Below are 12678 nucleotides of genomic sequence, written 5' to 3'. Positions count from 1 at the left end.
ACCTCTGATCGCACGTGAGCCCCGTATTTCCTGTCACTGAGAGCCGTGTTAACCGTGAGGCTCAGCTATGATCTAAATGGACCGTGCGTACCCTTTAGCGGGCCAGTCGCGCGCGTTAACCGAGACTGCTCGGCCTTGGATCTAGTTTTCTGATGCTGCAAAGCGCCTCGCCACGGGAACGGTCACGCGGGCAACGCACGAGTCGCTGAAAAGACGCAAGGCGGAAGCGGAAAGGGACACTTTTTTATGACGATCGATCTTCAAGTCAGCATAGACGGCGAGATTGGAGAGGTCCGCTTCGCCAAACCACCGCACAACTTCGCTTGCCCGGAACTGTTGCGCGGCATTGCAGACGCGCTGGAAGCGTTGGATGCAGAGCCGCAGGTACGCTGCACCGTGCTCTCGTCTGTGGGGAAGGCATTCTGTGCCGGTGCCGATCTGGCCGGGGACGAGAGCATCACTGGTGAGCAGGGGATGAACGCGATCGGCGGGCTCTATACGCAGGCCGAGCGCATATTCAGGCGTCGCAAACCAATGATAGCCGCTGTCCAAGGCGCGGCGATCGGAGCGGGTCTCGGACTTGCGCTCACTGCCGATTTTCGCGTCGCAGGTCCTGGGGCAAGGCTCTCCAGCAACTTCGTTCGGTTGGGGTTCCATCCCGGATTTGGGCTGACGCACACGCTGCCGAGGCTCATCGGTGCGCAACGTGCCTCATGGATGATGCTCTCAGCCGAGCGGGTGAAGCCTGCGGATGCGCTTACATGGGGACTGGTGGATCGCCTTGTCGGCGAGGGTGAGGAGCGCGAGGGCGCCCGGCGCATGGCCCGGGAGATAGCGTTCAACGCACCCCTGGCCTTGAGCGCAGTACGCTCCACTCTCACGTCTGGCTTCGCGGATGCAGTCGTCGAAGCGATGCGGCAGGAACATGCTGCGCAGTCCGCCCTGAAGCCCACGCGGGACTACGCTGAAGGGGTGGCCTCCGTGTTCGAGAGGCGTGATCCACAATGGTTAGGCGCTTGAGAATAAGAACATCGAAGCAGCTGCCAAAAAGCTGACGAACCGCTTCCCATGCTCCCTTGCCGTGTCTCGCCTTCAGTTGCAGAATGTCGCCCTGAACAGCGGCGATCATGCCACCTACAAGGAACCTGACCCGCTCACGTTTGTTCAGAAAAACAAGGATAGACAAGCGTTCCAGAGGGTGCGGCATGAAAAGAGGCGGTGAATTGAGAGTCCTGGGTCGGAAGGCAGAGGTTGTCGCCCTTCAGGAGAGAATATCTGTCCTTCACGGCCCAGAGGTCGTGGGGGCCAAGGGCGAACTGCATAACCCGCGGGGGCTTGTCATCGCTCTTGGCTTCAGCGCTAGTTGTTGGGCCGCAATTGGTCTGGCATTTATTCTCTAGCCGACGAGGCGTTCTTGTTGCTCTCGACTTGACCTACTGCCGCTGATCGGTGTTCACAATGGAGTGGTCCTGTGGATACTGGGTCTGAGGTGGACAAGAGCGGTGGTCGGATGAGCGAGGACAGAGTGCTGGCCCTTGAGGGCGTGCACAACTTTCGAGACTACGGCGGCTATTCGACCGCAGGAGGAGGGCGGCTACGTCGTGGGGTGTTGTGGCGCTCTGGCCAGCACCATGGCGCAAGCGAGGCCGACCTGGAGCGGATCGGTTCCCTAGGGCTGGTTGCTGTGTTCGACCTCCGCTCTCATCGGGAGCGTGCGAGCCATCCCTGTCGTCGTCCTGCTTCCTTCGCTGCGCGCGTGGTCCATGCGCCCGACCCTGCAGAGCACAGCGCGCCGCATATTGCCGCCGCACGAGTGACCCGGCAGCGCACGGCGGAGAGTACGCGCGAAGGCCTTTTGCAAAACTACACGAAAATTGCTTTTCGTCCGGAGTTGCAGGCGATGATGGCGCAGCTGATCACTGCCGTTGCGTCGGGAGAGGGGCCGACACTTGTAAACTGCATGGCGGGCAAGGACCGGACCGGGCTTGCCGTCGCGATGGTGCAGTTTGCTGCAGGAGTTCATCGCGACGATGTTTTGGAAGACTATCTGCTGACCAATACGGCGGGCGACGTGGAGGCGCGCATTGCAGCGGGAGCTGCAACGATCCGCACGATGGCTGGCGAAATCGATGAGGCGGCGCTTCGGGTCCTCATGGGAGTTGAGGCCGAATACCTCGAAACTGCGCTGTTAGCCATCGAGGCGGAGTACGGTTCGCTAGACAGCTATATGAGCGACGCTCTGGGAGCCGGACCCGCGGTTTGCGCAAAGCTGCGCGACGCCGTGGTTGCTTGAACGGAGCACTGCCGAATGGCGCGGTTCTCCCGCAGCCTTCTCAGAGGAATTCAGTTATGTCCTGCATGAAGCGATCGAACTGATCGTGGTGCAGCCAATGACCTGCGTTCTCATACTCTTTTAGTACAGCATTGCTGAAGTAATCGAGACGGCCATCGCCGGCAGGGCTCGCGGCGAAGCTGTTCTTGCCCCAAAGAAGCAGGACCGGGCAGGTGATCACTGACCAGAGTTTCGCCTTTTCGTCGAACGCCATGTCCGCCGCTGTCCACACGTTCAGGTAGTTGTCGAACTTCCAGCTCCAGGTGCCATCCTCATTGCGCGTGGCGCCATGGATGGTGAGATGTCGCGCCTGTTCGTCGGTCAGAAACGCGTTCTCCGTCTTCATCCGTTCGTAGGCATCCCGCAACGTTGGGTAGCGCCGGGGCGTACGTCCGGCCGCGGCGCGCTTTTCATCGATCCAGCGCCGCAATCGTGCGGACGTGCTGCCACCCTCCAACTGCTGCTGGAGTTCTCGTGAGGGGCCAAGTCCCTCAATGTTGACCAGCTTTCGGACTTTCTCGGGATAGAGCCCGGTAAACCGGGTCGCGATGTTGCCGCCCAGCGAGTGCGCAACAATGGTGACCTGTTCGTAACCGAGGGTGTGGACGAGTTGTGCGAAGTCATAGACGAAGGCGTCCATGCCGTAGTGGCCTTCCGGCGACCATTCACTGTCGCCATGGCCGCGCAGATCCGGGGCGATGATGTGCCAGTCGTGGCGCAATTCCTGTGCAACCCAGTCCCAGCTGCGGCAATGGTCGCGCCCGCCATGCTGCAGGATGAGTGGTGGTGCGTCCGGGTTCCCCCAGTCGACATAATTGAGGCGCAGCCGCTGTGAGACAAAGCGGTTCGAAGTGGGTCCGGGAAAGCTCTCCATAAGCGCGGATGGTGACGGCGAGAGGCTCACAGGTCAATCGGGCCGCTGACCGATAGCAGAAACGACGCCCCCGACGATGTGGGTGCCTGCCGTGGAGCGCGCTCCCACAGACTGGCTTTCCGGGGATGAAGCTATTCCTTCATGCTGCCGAGCTTGGCAAAAGGGGGCGAGGGTCTCTATCTCGCCCGCCGGAGGTATTACATGGCTACGCACACCACCCGCATGCTCATCATCGGCTCCGGCCCTGCCGGACTGTCCGCCGCCATCTACGGTGCGCGCGCGGGCTTGCAGCCGATCGTCGTGCAAGGGCTTCAGCCGGGCGGGCAGCTAACCATCACCACGGATGTTGAGAACTACCCAGGTTTTCGGGACGTGATCCAAGGGCCGTGGCTGATGCAGGAGATGGAGGCGCAGGCCGTCCATGTCGGAACTCGGATGATGTGGGATACGATCGTCTCGGTCGAGCTTGAAGGCCCGAAATTCCGCGCCATCGGCGACGGCGGTGATGTTTACGAAGGCGATACACTGGTGATCGCTACCGGCGCGCAGGCAAAGTGGTTGGGCGTCCCAGGTGAAATGGAGCTTTCGGGGAAGGGTGTTTCAGCGTGCGCGACTTGTGACGGCTTTTTCTACCGGGGCAAGAAAGTCGTCGTGATCGGCGGTGGCAATACAGCCGTCGAAGAGGCGCTGTACCTCACCAATCATTCCCAGGACGTAACCCTGATCCACCGTCGTGATTCCCTGCGTGCCGAGAAGATCCTGCAGGATCGCCTCTTTGCGCATCCGAATGTGACGGTTGTCTGGAACAAGCGAGTTGAACGCTTCGTCGCCGATGCGGAGAGCGGGGAACTGCGCGCGGTGGTTTTGATCGACACCGAGAGCGGGGAAGAGAGCGAGATCACCACCGACGGGGCTTTCGTCGCGATCGGCCATGCGCCCGCGACATCCTTGTTCGAGGGCAAGCTCGATACCGATGAGAGCGGATACCTTATCGTCGAGCCCGGCACTCCCAAGACCAAGGTCCCCGGCGTCTTTGCGTGCGGGGATGTGATGGACCACACCTATCGGCAGGCCGTAACGGCTGCCGGAACGGGTTGTATGGCTGCGCTTGATGCTGAGCGATACCTTGCCGCAAGGGGCTTCGCGGAAGCTGCCGAGGCTGTCGTGGCGGAGTAGTACGGCTGCATACATCCTCCGATCGCTCCTGTTGGGACCTGCGGAACCAGGGAGCGGCGCCTGAGTTGCTCGCTAACAAGGGAACGCTGGTACGAGGAGAGACGACACATGGCGGATCGGGATGACCATGGATTGCCCAAGCGAGACAGGAAGGTGTGGCTGTTGCCTGCCATCCTCATCGCACTGCTCATAATCCTGGCCGTGTACGGTCTGGCCGGTGGCCTGGGTGAGGCGGTTGGTGTGGAAGAGGCGGCACCAGGAGACACGAACGCCAGCACGAATCCGGCCAGTGAAGTAGGGGACTGAGGCGTCCGTCAGGAGAGGCGCCGCAGCTCCTCAAGTGTGTTGGCGATCAGCCATTCGCGTGCGTGGGGCTCGACGAAGCTGTGAGTGGCATTCGGACACACATGGATGCGGCCATCATCGTCGTCCCAGCGCGCCATGAAAGCCTGGCCGGTCCGGTCGCGGGCTGCGACCAGGAAGCGCACGCGGCCCTTGAACCTCGCCAGACCTGTGGCAAGTTCCTGCGTCAGGCTTCCCGAAGCGGAGACCGGCTTTGCCGCGGAAACGAGGCTGCTGAGCAGGGGGGCAATGGCAACCTTCCCCGTGAACAGTCGCTTGATAGCGCCCAAGTCCTTCAAGCGGTTGCGGTAGTGGCTGCGGACGGTTGCCGGCGGCGAATCTTCGGGTGAATTGTTATCGAAAGTCCAAGGGTTGGAGAGGATCAATCCATCGCATCCTGCTCCGCTTGCAAGCATCAGCGCACTCGCCGCGTCACAATTGCCCATGCCGATGACCCGGCCTAGCTGCGGTTGCTCTCGGCGGAACGCAGTAAGGGCGGCGATGATGTCAGGACCGCTTGTTTGAAAGCCGCCGTTGAACCCCTCGCTATCCCCGCAGCCACGGCGGTCGAAACGCAGGACAGGGTAGCCCTCGGCGGCGATTCGCGCAGCAAGCTGGGCTTGTCCGGCCCATGCTCCCGACCGAATCTCGTTGCCGCCCGAGACCAGCAAGAGCCCGGTTTCGCGGGATTGAGCTGTCGTACTGCCATCGAGAGTGCCGGCGAGGCGGTCGGCGCCGCACGGAAAACTGATGTGGCGCCGCGTCGTCATGAGAGTGCGACCAGGACCGCGGCGGCAAGAGCATCCGCTTGCTCCGCGCTTTCGCCGGGTTCGGCGCGCAGCCAGAGTCCGGAACCGCCAACGGTCTCCTGTGCAATCTCGACCCCGTCCTCGCGCGGTGTGAGCGGTTCGAACTGCCGGATGAATTCAGCGCTAAGCTGATAGCCTGCCAGTTCGATGCCGATTGCGAGCCCCAAAGCCATCAGCCCGTCACGCGTTTCCTCGCGCCCAATCTCGCGTGAGGCGAGCATACGCGCACGCAGCATCTGTCGAAGCTGCGCGGATGCTTTCACCGGAGCGTAAAGGAGGACCTGCTGCATAGAGGGCGTGAACAAGCAGCCGCCTCGCATCCCGAGGACGGCAGTGGCGCCGAAGTGATGCGAAGCTGCGGCCATGGCATCGGCCCAATCATGCGGCTCCTGCACCGTCAGCGATTGCAAACTCTCGTTAGTGCCCGGCAAGTCCGGTAGGAAGGCGTCTATGCCGGCACCGTCCAGACGGCGCATGACCTCGACCGTGAAGCGCCGCAAGCGGTTCGCCTCATCGAAGAGGGCAGGTACGATCAGAAGCCGCTTTGCACGGCCGCGATCGAAGGTAAGCGCGTACTCTTCGGCAATGGCGCCGCCAGGCAGAGGGCAGGGCCAAAGGAGAGGGGTCACTCCTGCGTCTATGCCTCTTCGCGCTTCGCTTTCGCGAAAGCGAGAAGGCCGCCGTAGGTCTCTAGCATTTCACCATCGATCTCATCATCATCGATCACGATGTCGAGGCGGTCTTCCAGTTCGGTGAGAAGTCCCGCCACGGCCATCGAGTCCAACTCTGGCAAATGGCCGAAAAGGCCGGTGTCCTCAGTAAATTCGGAGGCCTGGTTCTGCTTGAGGCCGAGAACATCCGTGAGAATTCGGCGCAGCAGCAGATCGGTGTCATCGGACATAGGGGCCTCGGCGGTAGGCAAATGAAATAGGCAGCCGGGCTCTAGCCCCGCTTCGCACGTGCGGCAAGCGAGGCTGCTGCGTGCCGGATCAGAATGGGCCAGTTTCGAGGCGACCGAGGACGTATCAGGTCGAGCCGACAGCGTGGGCGCACCTGTTCCATCCAGTCCCGCTTGTAGGCGTCGTCACCGGTGCCAAAGTCGACCATGTCCACTTTATCGACGTCGATGACGTGGCGGAACAACGCAGCGCTCAACACCGATCCGGGTGAGAGTGCCTTGGCGCTTTCGCGGTGAGCCAGCTTGTGGATGAAGGCGGTTCCTCCTTCGACCGTCCACATCTGTGCAGCCACGGCGCGCCCATCGAGATCATTCGCCACGGCAAGCCTGAGGCGCCCGGCAGCGCCTTCGGCTCTGGCGAAGGCGCGAAGGAAGGCGGGAGAGCCTTCTTCAGGCTTCCAACTCTCGGCGTAGATATCCTCGTAGGCGGACCAGAGTGCGTCGTCGAAATATGGGAGAACCTGTGTGCGGACCTTGCCGGACTTGCGCTTGAGGGTCGTGCGAAGCCGCCCGGGGCGCCCGGCCAGAAACGCCTCGAAGTCGCGTCCTTCAAGCGCGAGAACGTGATTGACGTCGCACTGTGCGCATAACGCGATCCAGCCGTCCGAGCGAAAGCTGCGCGCGATCAGGTCGGCGTCTGCTTCAGGAAGTCCATGAAGGGTGATGCGGCTGGTTCTACCCGCAAGACTGTCAGCCATCGCGAGGAGTAGAGCGGCGGAGTCTGCACCGGGGGAGAGGATCGGACGAAATCGAAACGTATACCAGTTAGACAATTGCGTGAGATGCACTCCTCCCCCGGCCAGAGGGAGGACGACTGTGTCGGAGCTATCACGAGCCACCACGAGCAGAGGCTTAAGGGCACAATGCTGCGCGAGCAGGCTCCACCATTCGAGCCTGTCGAAAGGAGCCGTTTGCACTTTGTCAGAAAGCAACCATGACAGCGCACCGTCGGATTGCACTTCCTTAAGATCGTCGTGATAATTGACGCTGATCACTCGACCCCGCCCTGGAGTTGCCTTCAATGTCTGCGCAGAGCCCGATCCGAACGCTCGACCATCTCGCCGAGCGAGGAAGGGCTGAAGCGCCTGCACTGGTGCTGCGAGAGGGCACGATTAGCTTCGAGACATTAAGAACGCGTGTCGCCACGCTGGCTGGCTGGTTGTCCGAACAGGTGCATGAAAAGGGTGCGCGTGTTGCGACTTGGGCTGCCAAGGGGGAGTTGACCTGCCTGATGCCGCTCGCAGCCGCGCGCGCGGGGCTGGTCCATGTGCCGATCAACCCGGTCCTGAAGCGCACGCAAGTGGCGCACATCCTGGCTGACAGTGGCGCGCGTCTGCTGATCGCCACTCCCGCTCGGCTAAGGACGCTGGAGGATGGCGACGTTCCGCCGGGCTGCACGATTGCGGAGGATGTGTCTGCCCTTGAGCAAGCCGTAGATCTCGGGCGCAGTCTTCCGCCTTCGAATGCGGATCCTCACGAGCTTGCCGCGATCCTTTATACCAGCGGATCAACGGGGCGCCCGAAGGGAGTGATGCTCAGCCACGCCAATATGTGGCTCGGCGCGGAGAGTGTCGCGGCCTATTTGGACCTGCGTGATGAAGACCGGACGCTGGCGGTCCTGCCACTTTCTTTTGATTACGGGCAGAATCAACTCCTGAGTACCTGGTTCGCGGGCGGTTGTGTTGTTCCGCTCGACTATCTGGTTGCCCGTGACGTGATGAAGGCTGTTGAGAAGCATGCGGTCACCACGTTGGCCGCGGTACCTCCCCTTTGGGTTCAGCTTAGCGAGTTGGATTGGCGAGTTGACACTGCGGCCCGGCTAAGGCGGCTGACCAACAGCGGTGGAGCGTTGACGTCAGATCTCGTGCGGCGCTTGCGCTCGTTGTTTCCTGAAGCTCGTCTGTTTCCCATGTACGGACTGACGGAGGCGTTCCGCTCAACGTATCTGGAACCGTCCCTCGTGGACGCACATCCCACTTCGATGGGAAGGGCGATTCCGCATGCGGAGATTCTGGTCATCAATGATCGCGGGGACATTGCCGCCGACGGCGAGGAGGGCGAACTGGTTCATTGCGGGCCCTTGGTGGCGAAAGGTTATTGGCAGGACGCGGAGCGCACGGCAGAGCGCTTCCGGCCAGCGCCAACTGCGTCGCAGTACGGCGGCATTGCTGTGTGGTCGGGCGACCGGGTGAAGCGCGATGCCGATGGTTTACTGTACTTCGTCGGACGGCGCGATGCGATGATCAAGAGCGCGGGGAATCGTATCAGCCCACAAGAGATTGAAGAGGTGGCTCTGGCCACCGGACTGGTCGCCGAGGCGGCGGCTCTTGGTGTTCCAGACGAGCGGTTGGGGCAGGCGGTCCATCTCGCCGTCCGCGTCGCTCCTGAAGCGCAAGATGTCAGTTCCGAGCTGCCCCGGCGCCTCTCGCAGGACCTGCCGAACTTCATGCAGCCCCGCTCGATCCACTGGCTTGAGGTGATGCCGATTGGACCGAACGGCAAGATCGACCGCGTCGCGCTCTTGGCGCAGGTGTCGGCGGAGCTTGTCGCATGAAGCCGCTTGGGCCGATCCCACAGGGGTTTTCCTCAAGCGGCGGTATCCTTTCCTTGGGCGGACGTCCTGTGACGGATTGGGTGGAGCAAGCAGGCGAAACGCCGCTGTTCCTTTACTCCGCCGACATGATCCGCGCGCGTGTCGCCCAGCTGCGCGAGGCTATGCCGCAGCGGCTGGCGCTGCACTATGCGGTGAAGGCCAACCCGTTCGCGCCGGTGCTGAAGCTGTTCTCGGATCTGGTTGACGGGTTCGACATTGCCTCGGGCGGAGAGCTGGCGATGGTGCAGAACGCCGGGATTGATGCCGCCCGGGTAAGCTTCGCCGGCCCTGGCAAGCGCGACCGCGAACTGGAAGCGGCAGTTGCCGCGGGTGTGACGTTGAACTGCGAGAGCGAGGCCGAGGCGAGGCGCGCGCTGTCGATCGGAGAGGTTCTCGGACGCGCCCCGCGCCTCGCAATTCGCGTCAACCCGGATTTCGACCTGAAGGGGTCGGGCATGAAGATGGGGGGTGGGGCCAAGCCATTCGGGCTCGACGCAGAGCGGGTGCCGGCGCTGACGCGGGAGATTGTGAAAGCGGGGGCCGAATGGCGCGGCTACCACATCTTCGCAGGCAGCCAGGCTCTCGATGCGGAGGCTATCGCCGATACGCAGGCTCAGGCCCTGGAGCTCGCGGCACGCTTGGCGCGTGAAAGCGGGGAGCCGCTTCCGCACTGCAATCTCGGCGGCGGGATCGGCATTCCATACTTCCCCGGAGATGCACCCGCCGATCTCGCTCTGATCGGCCAGCGATTGGAAGAGCGGTTCGCGGCGCTTCCCGAAGAGTTGCAGGGCACCGAGTTCTGCATAGAGCTGGGGCGCTATCTTGTCGGCGAGGCAGGGGTTTATGTCACCCGTGTTGTGGATCGCAAAGTGAGCCATGGCGAGGTGTTTCTGGTTACGGATGGCGGCCTGCATCATCAGCTCGCAGCATCAGGCAACTTTGGCACAGTCGTCCGCCGCAACTATCCCGCCGCCATCGCGACGCGGTACGACGCGCCGGTCGAGGAGGAGGCGAGCATCGTTGGATGTCTTTGCACGCCGCTGGACCGGCTTGCCGATAAGGCCGGCTTGCCACGCGCCGACGTTGGTGACCTGGTAGCGGTATTCTGCGCCGGGGCTTACGGAGCGAGTGCAAGCCCCGCATCATTCCTGGGGCAGGGGCCTGCCGCCGAGTTGCTGGTATAGCTTCGAGGCGGAATTACTCACTCGGCCATAGTATTATACGGCGACTGCTCTTTACTCCTGCCGTTGCCGCTGTGCCGATCCGGGACTGGGCTGCAGATCGGCAATTGCCCTAACACTATATTCACCCTTTTTCTCGATAGCGGAGGCTCAGATCAGCCAGACCTCGGCAGCGCCTGAGGCGTCTTGCCGAGATGTCTGGATCAACAGGGATGTGTCATGCTGAACCTACGCCTCGTTCGTCTCCTGGCCGGCAGCGCGACTGTCAGCTTGGTCCTGACAGGATGTGCAGGCAATCCGGGGCCGCAGCTTCCGCCCGCGTCTTTCGTTGCGATGCAAGAGGGGCCGGGTGAAGAGTACGTCATCGGACCCCTGGATGAACTTACGATCTTCGTGTGGCGCAATCCCGAACTCGGAGCGAAGGTTCAAGTCCGCCCTGATGGCCGTATCACGACGCCACTGATCACGGACATGCCGGCGGTCGGTAAGACGCCGACGATGCTGGCGGAGGATATCCGCCTCCAGCTCTCGCAATTCATCCAGGAGCCGCTGGTCTCCGTCATTATCGACAAGTTCGCAGGCACTTTCAGCCAGCAGGTGCGGGTCGTGGGCGCGACAGAGAAGCCCGCGTCGATACCCTATCGCGCCAACATGACGTTGTTGGACGCCATGATCGCGGTGGGCGGGCTCTCGGAGTATGCGGCCGGCAACAAGGCGCGCCTCATCCGCTTCGACAAGACGACCGGCAAGCAGCGCGAATACGCGTTGCGCCTGGGTGATCTGCTGAAGGAAGGCGACAGCAAGGCCAACGTTATGCTGAGCCCCGGCGACGTCATCATCATCCCCGAAAGCATGTTCTGAGCATGCGGCAAAGCAGGGGCAAGGGGGCGAACCGGTGAACTCGATCTACGAAGAAGCGCTGGCTGCAATCCACAGCGTCTGGCAACGGCGCTGGCTCGCGCTTGCAGTGGCCTGGGCCATCTGTCTGCTGGGCTGGCTGGTCGTGGCGCTGATCCCGAACAGCTATGAATCGCAGGCGCGGATCTTCATTCAGCTTGATGATGCCCTCGCGGAGCAGGTCGGCATCGGTGTGGCCGATCGCAAGCGCGACATAGAGCGGATCCGCCAAACCCTGACGAGCGCAGTCAATCTGGAGAAGGTGATCCGCTCGACACAGCTGGGAGATACCATCGAATCGCCCAAAGCGATGGAGGCCGCGGTTCTGCGGCTGGCCGGCAACATCAAAGTGGTGAGCGAGCAGGACAACCTGTTCAACATTCAGGCGGTCTCGAACGAAGGCTCATTCTCCGACGCAGAGAACGCCAAGGTCGCACAGCAGATCGCGCAGAAGCTCATCGACATCTTTCGTGAGGAGAACCTTGCCGGCAACCGCGGTGAGATGACCGAGACGCTTGAGTTCGTGAACGCTCAGCTCGCGCAGCGCGAGAAGGAACTGGAAGCAGCGGAACAGCGCCGGAGCGTCTTCGAGCAGGCGCATCCGGAGATGATCCACGGGGGCGCGGCGAATGCCCAGCGGATGGAGGCTACCCGCGCCGAACTGCGGGGCGTAGAGGCGGACCTCGCAGCCGCGCAGAGCGCGCTGGCCGCTGTCGACGGACAAATTGCAGGCACTCCGCGCACGATGCCCGGAGCTGCGGGAAGCGCCTCGGCGGCGCTTGCTCGTGCAGAGGCCGATCTTGGCGCGATGCGCGCACGCGGCCTAACCGAAAACCATCCGGACGTGATCGCCGCCCGCAATCAGGTGGCCGCTCTGAAGTCCCCGGCGGCGCAGGAGGCGGCTGGCGGTGGCGGCGTCCCCAATCCCGCCTATAGCTCGCTCCAGTCCATCCGTGCGGATCGGCAGGCGACCGCTCAGGCTCTCGCAACACGCAAGGCGGCCTTGCAGACCGATCTCGCGCAGCTGACTGCTCTGACACTCAACAATCCGGAAGCGGCGGCCGAGGCGCAACGTATCAACCGCGACTACGATGTGCTCCGTCAGCAGTATGACAAACTCCTGCAGGATCGAGAGGAATTGCGGCTGCGCGGAGAGATCAAGACGGAGCGGGAGGCCGTGAAGTTCGAGATCGTCGATCCCCCCACGACACCCCGCGCGCCCGTGGCGCCTAACAGACCTCTCCTTCTGCTCGGCGTGCTGCTGGTAGGGCTTGGCGGCGGGGCAGGCGCTGCATTCGGCATCAGCAAGCTGCGTTCGACTTTTGCGACAACCGCTTCGCTGGAGCGGACGACCGGGCTCCCTGTGCTGGGCGCGATTTCCCAGAACTTGACCGACACCGCGCGGCAGCTTCGTCGCAAGCAATTGAAGCTCTGGTTCGGCGGCACCGCCGCTCTGGGAGCGCTCTTCATGCTGCTGCTGGCCGTCGAGTTTATCCAGCGCGGCATGGTGGCATGA

13 protein-coding genes are annotated in these 12678 nt (G+C 62.5%); 8 read left to right on the top strand and 5 right to left on the bottom strand.

Going from position 1 to position 12678, the window contains the following annotated elements; translation table 11 throughout:
• Positions 1–246 precede the first annotated feature (246 nt).
• Both ABUH87_RS17665 and ABUH87_RS17660 read left to right on the top strand, forming a co-directional pair.
• The gene (locus ABUH87_RS17665) at positions 247–1020 is read left to right on the top strand and encodes an enoyl-CoA hydratase/isomerase family protein (protein WP_367775425.1); all 774 of its coding nucleotides are present in this window, start codon (positions 247–249) and stop codon (positions 1018–1020) included.
• Between the two features lie 451 nt (positions 1021–1471).
• Positions 1472–2293 (top strand): tyrosine-protein phosphatase, encoded by an 822-nt coding sequence (locus ABUH87_RS17660; protein WP_367775424.1) that lies wholly within the window; start codon positions 1472–1474, stop codon positions 2291–2293.
• A gap of 40 nt (positions 2294–2333) precedes the next feature.
• Here ABUH87_RS17660 and ABUH87_RS17655 read toward each other — a convergent pair whose 3' ends face one another.
• Complete coding sequence (locus ABUH87_RS17655; protein WP_367775423.1) at positions 2334–3206, bottom strand: alpha/beta fold hydrolase; 873 nt, start codon at positions 3204–3206, stop codon at positions 2334–2336.
• Between the two features lie 201 nt (positions 3207–3407).
• On the opposite strand from ABUH87_RS17655, the gene trxB reads away from it, so the two are divergent.
• Together trxB and ABUH87_RS17645 are read left to right on the top strand one after the other, a co-directional pair.
• Positions 3408–4382, top strand: coding sequence for a thioredoxin-disulfide reductase (gene trxB, locus ABUH87_RS17650; RefSeq protein ID WP_367775422.1), 975 nt, complete (start codon positions 3408–3410; stop codon positions 4380–4382).
• Positions 4383–4490: 108 nt separating this feature from the next.
• Entirely contained in the window at positions 4491–4688 is a 198-nt protein-coding gene (locus ABUH87_RS17645) for a hypothetical protein (RefSeq protein ID WP_367775421.1), read from the top strand.
• Positions 4689–4696: 8 nt separating this feature from the next.
• Here ABUH87_RS17645 and ABUH87_RS17640 read toward each other — a convergent pair whose 3' ends face one another.
• Genes ABUH87_RS17640 through ABUH87_RS17625 form a run of 4 tightly spaced genes read right to left on the bottom strand, consistent with a single transcriptional unit; the run spans position 4697 to position 7486 of the window.
• On the bottom strand, positions 4697–5494 hold the full coding sequence (locus ABUH87_RS17640) for a hydrolase 1, exosortase A system-associated (protein WP_367775420.1): 798 nt from the start codon (positions 5492–5494) through the stop codon (positions 4697–4699).
• On the bottom strand, positions 5491–6162 hold the full coding sequence (locus ABUH87_RS17635; protein ID WP_367775419.1) for a hypothetical protein: 672 nt from the start codon (positions 6160–6162) through the stop codon (positions 5491–5493). The genes ABUH87_RS17640 and ABUH87_RS17635 overlap by 4 nt, the downstream gene beginning before the upstream one ends.
• 8 nt (positions 6163–6170) lie before the next feature.
• Complete coding sequence (locus ABUH87_RS17630) at positions 6171–6434, bottom strand: phosphopantetheine-binding protein (protein WP_367775418.1); 264 nt, start codon at positions 6432–6434, stop codon at positions 6171–6173.
• Between the two features lie 41 nt (positions 6435–6475).
• Positions 6476–7486, bottom strand: a complete 1011-nt coding sequence (locus ABUH87_RS17625; protein WP_367775417.1) for a GNAT family N-acetyltransferase — start codon at positions 7484–7486, stop codon at positions 6476–6478.
• Between the two features lie 26 nt (positions 7487–7512).
• Between ABUH87_RS17625 and ABUH87_RS17620 the strand changes: the two genes are divergently transcribed.
• The 4 genes from ABUH87_RS17620 to ABUH87_RS17605 all read left to right on the top strand — a co-directional run bounded on the left by ABUH87_RS17620 (position 7513) and on the right by ABUH87_RS17605 (position 12678).
• Positions 7513–9045, top strand: coding sequence for an acyl-CoA ligase (AMP-forming), exosortase A system-associated (locus tag ABUH87_RS17620; RefSeq protein WP_367775416.1), 1533 nt, complete (start codon positions 7513–7515; stop codon positions 9043–9045).
• The gene (locus ABUH87_RS17615; RefSeq protein ID WP_367775415.1) at positions 9042–10268 is read left to right on the top strand and encodes a pyridoxal-dependent decarboxylase, exosortase A system-associated; all 1227 of its coding nucleotides are present in this window, start codon (positions 9042–9044) and stop codon (positions 10266–10268) included. The genes ABUH87_RS17620 and ABUH87_RS17615 overlap by 4 nt, the downstream gene beginning before the upstream one ends.
• Before the next feature lie 216 nt (positions 10269–10484).
• A complete protein-coding gene (locus ABUH87_RS17610; protein ID WP_367775414.1) occupies positions 10485–11126 on the top strand; it encodes an XrtA/PEP-CTERM system exopolysaccharide export protein in 642 nt (213 codons plus the stop codon).
• Between the two features lie 34 nt (positions 11127–11160).
• Entirely contained in the window at positions 11161–12678 is a 1518-nt protein-coding gene (locus ABUH87_RS17605; protein WP_367775413.1) for an XrtA system polysaccharide chain length determinant, read from the top strand.

Source organism: Novosphingobium rhizovicinum, assembly GCF_040813635.1.
In the GTDB taxonomy this organism is placed as follows: Bacteria; Pseudomonadota; Alphaproteobacteria; order Sphingomonadales; family Sphingomonadaceae; genus Novosphingobium; species Novosphingobium rhizovicinum.
Note: the sequence above shows the minus strand (reverse complement) of the source record. Positions and strands in the feature narration are given on the sequence as shown.

Coding starts and splice junctions, on each gene's coding strand:
- ABUH87_RS17665 (WP_367775425.1), top strand. CDS start 247: ATGACGATCGATCTTCAAGTCAGCATAGACGGCGAGATTGGAGAGGTC.
- ABUH87_RS17655 (WP_367775423.1), bottom strand. CDS start 3,206: ATGGAGAGCTTTCCCGGACCCACTTCGAACCGCTTTGTCTCACAGCGG.
- trxB (WP_367775422.1), top strand. CDS start 3,408: ATGGCTACGCACACCACCCGCATGCTCATCATCGGCTCCGGCCCTGCC.
- ABUH87_RS17645 (WP_367775421.1), top strand. CDS start 4,491: ATGGCGGATCGGGATGACCATGGATTGCCCAAGCGAGACAGGAAGGTG.
- ABUH87_RS17640 (WP_367775420.1), bottom strand. CDS start 5,494: ATGACGACGCGGCGCCACATCAGTTTTCCGTGCGGCGCCGACCGCCTC.
- ABUH87_RS17630 (WP_367775418.1), bottom strand. CDS start 6,434: ATGTCCGATGACACCGATCTGCTGCTGCGCCGAATTCTCACGGATGTT.
- ABUH87_RS17620 (WP_367775416.1), top strand. CDS start 7,513: ATGTCTGCGCAGAGCCCGATCCGAACGCTCGACCATCTCGCCGAGCGA.
- ABUH87_RS17615 (WP_367775415.1), top strand. CDS start 9,042: ATGAAGCCGCTTGGGCCGATCCCACAGGGGTTTTCCTCAAGCGGCGGT.
- ABUH87_RS17610 (WP_367775414.1), top strand. CDS start 10,485: ATGCTGAACCTACGCCTCGTTCGTCTCCTGGCCGGCAGCGCGACTGTC.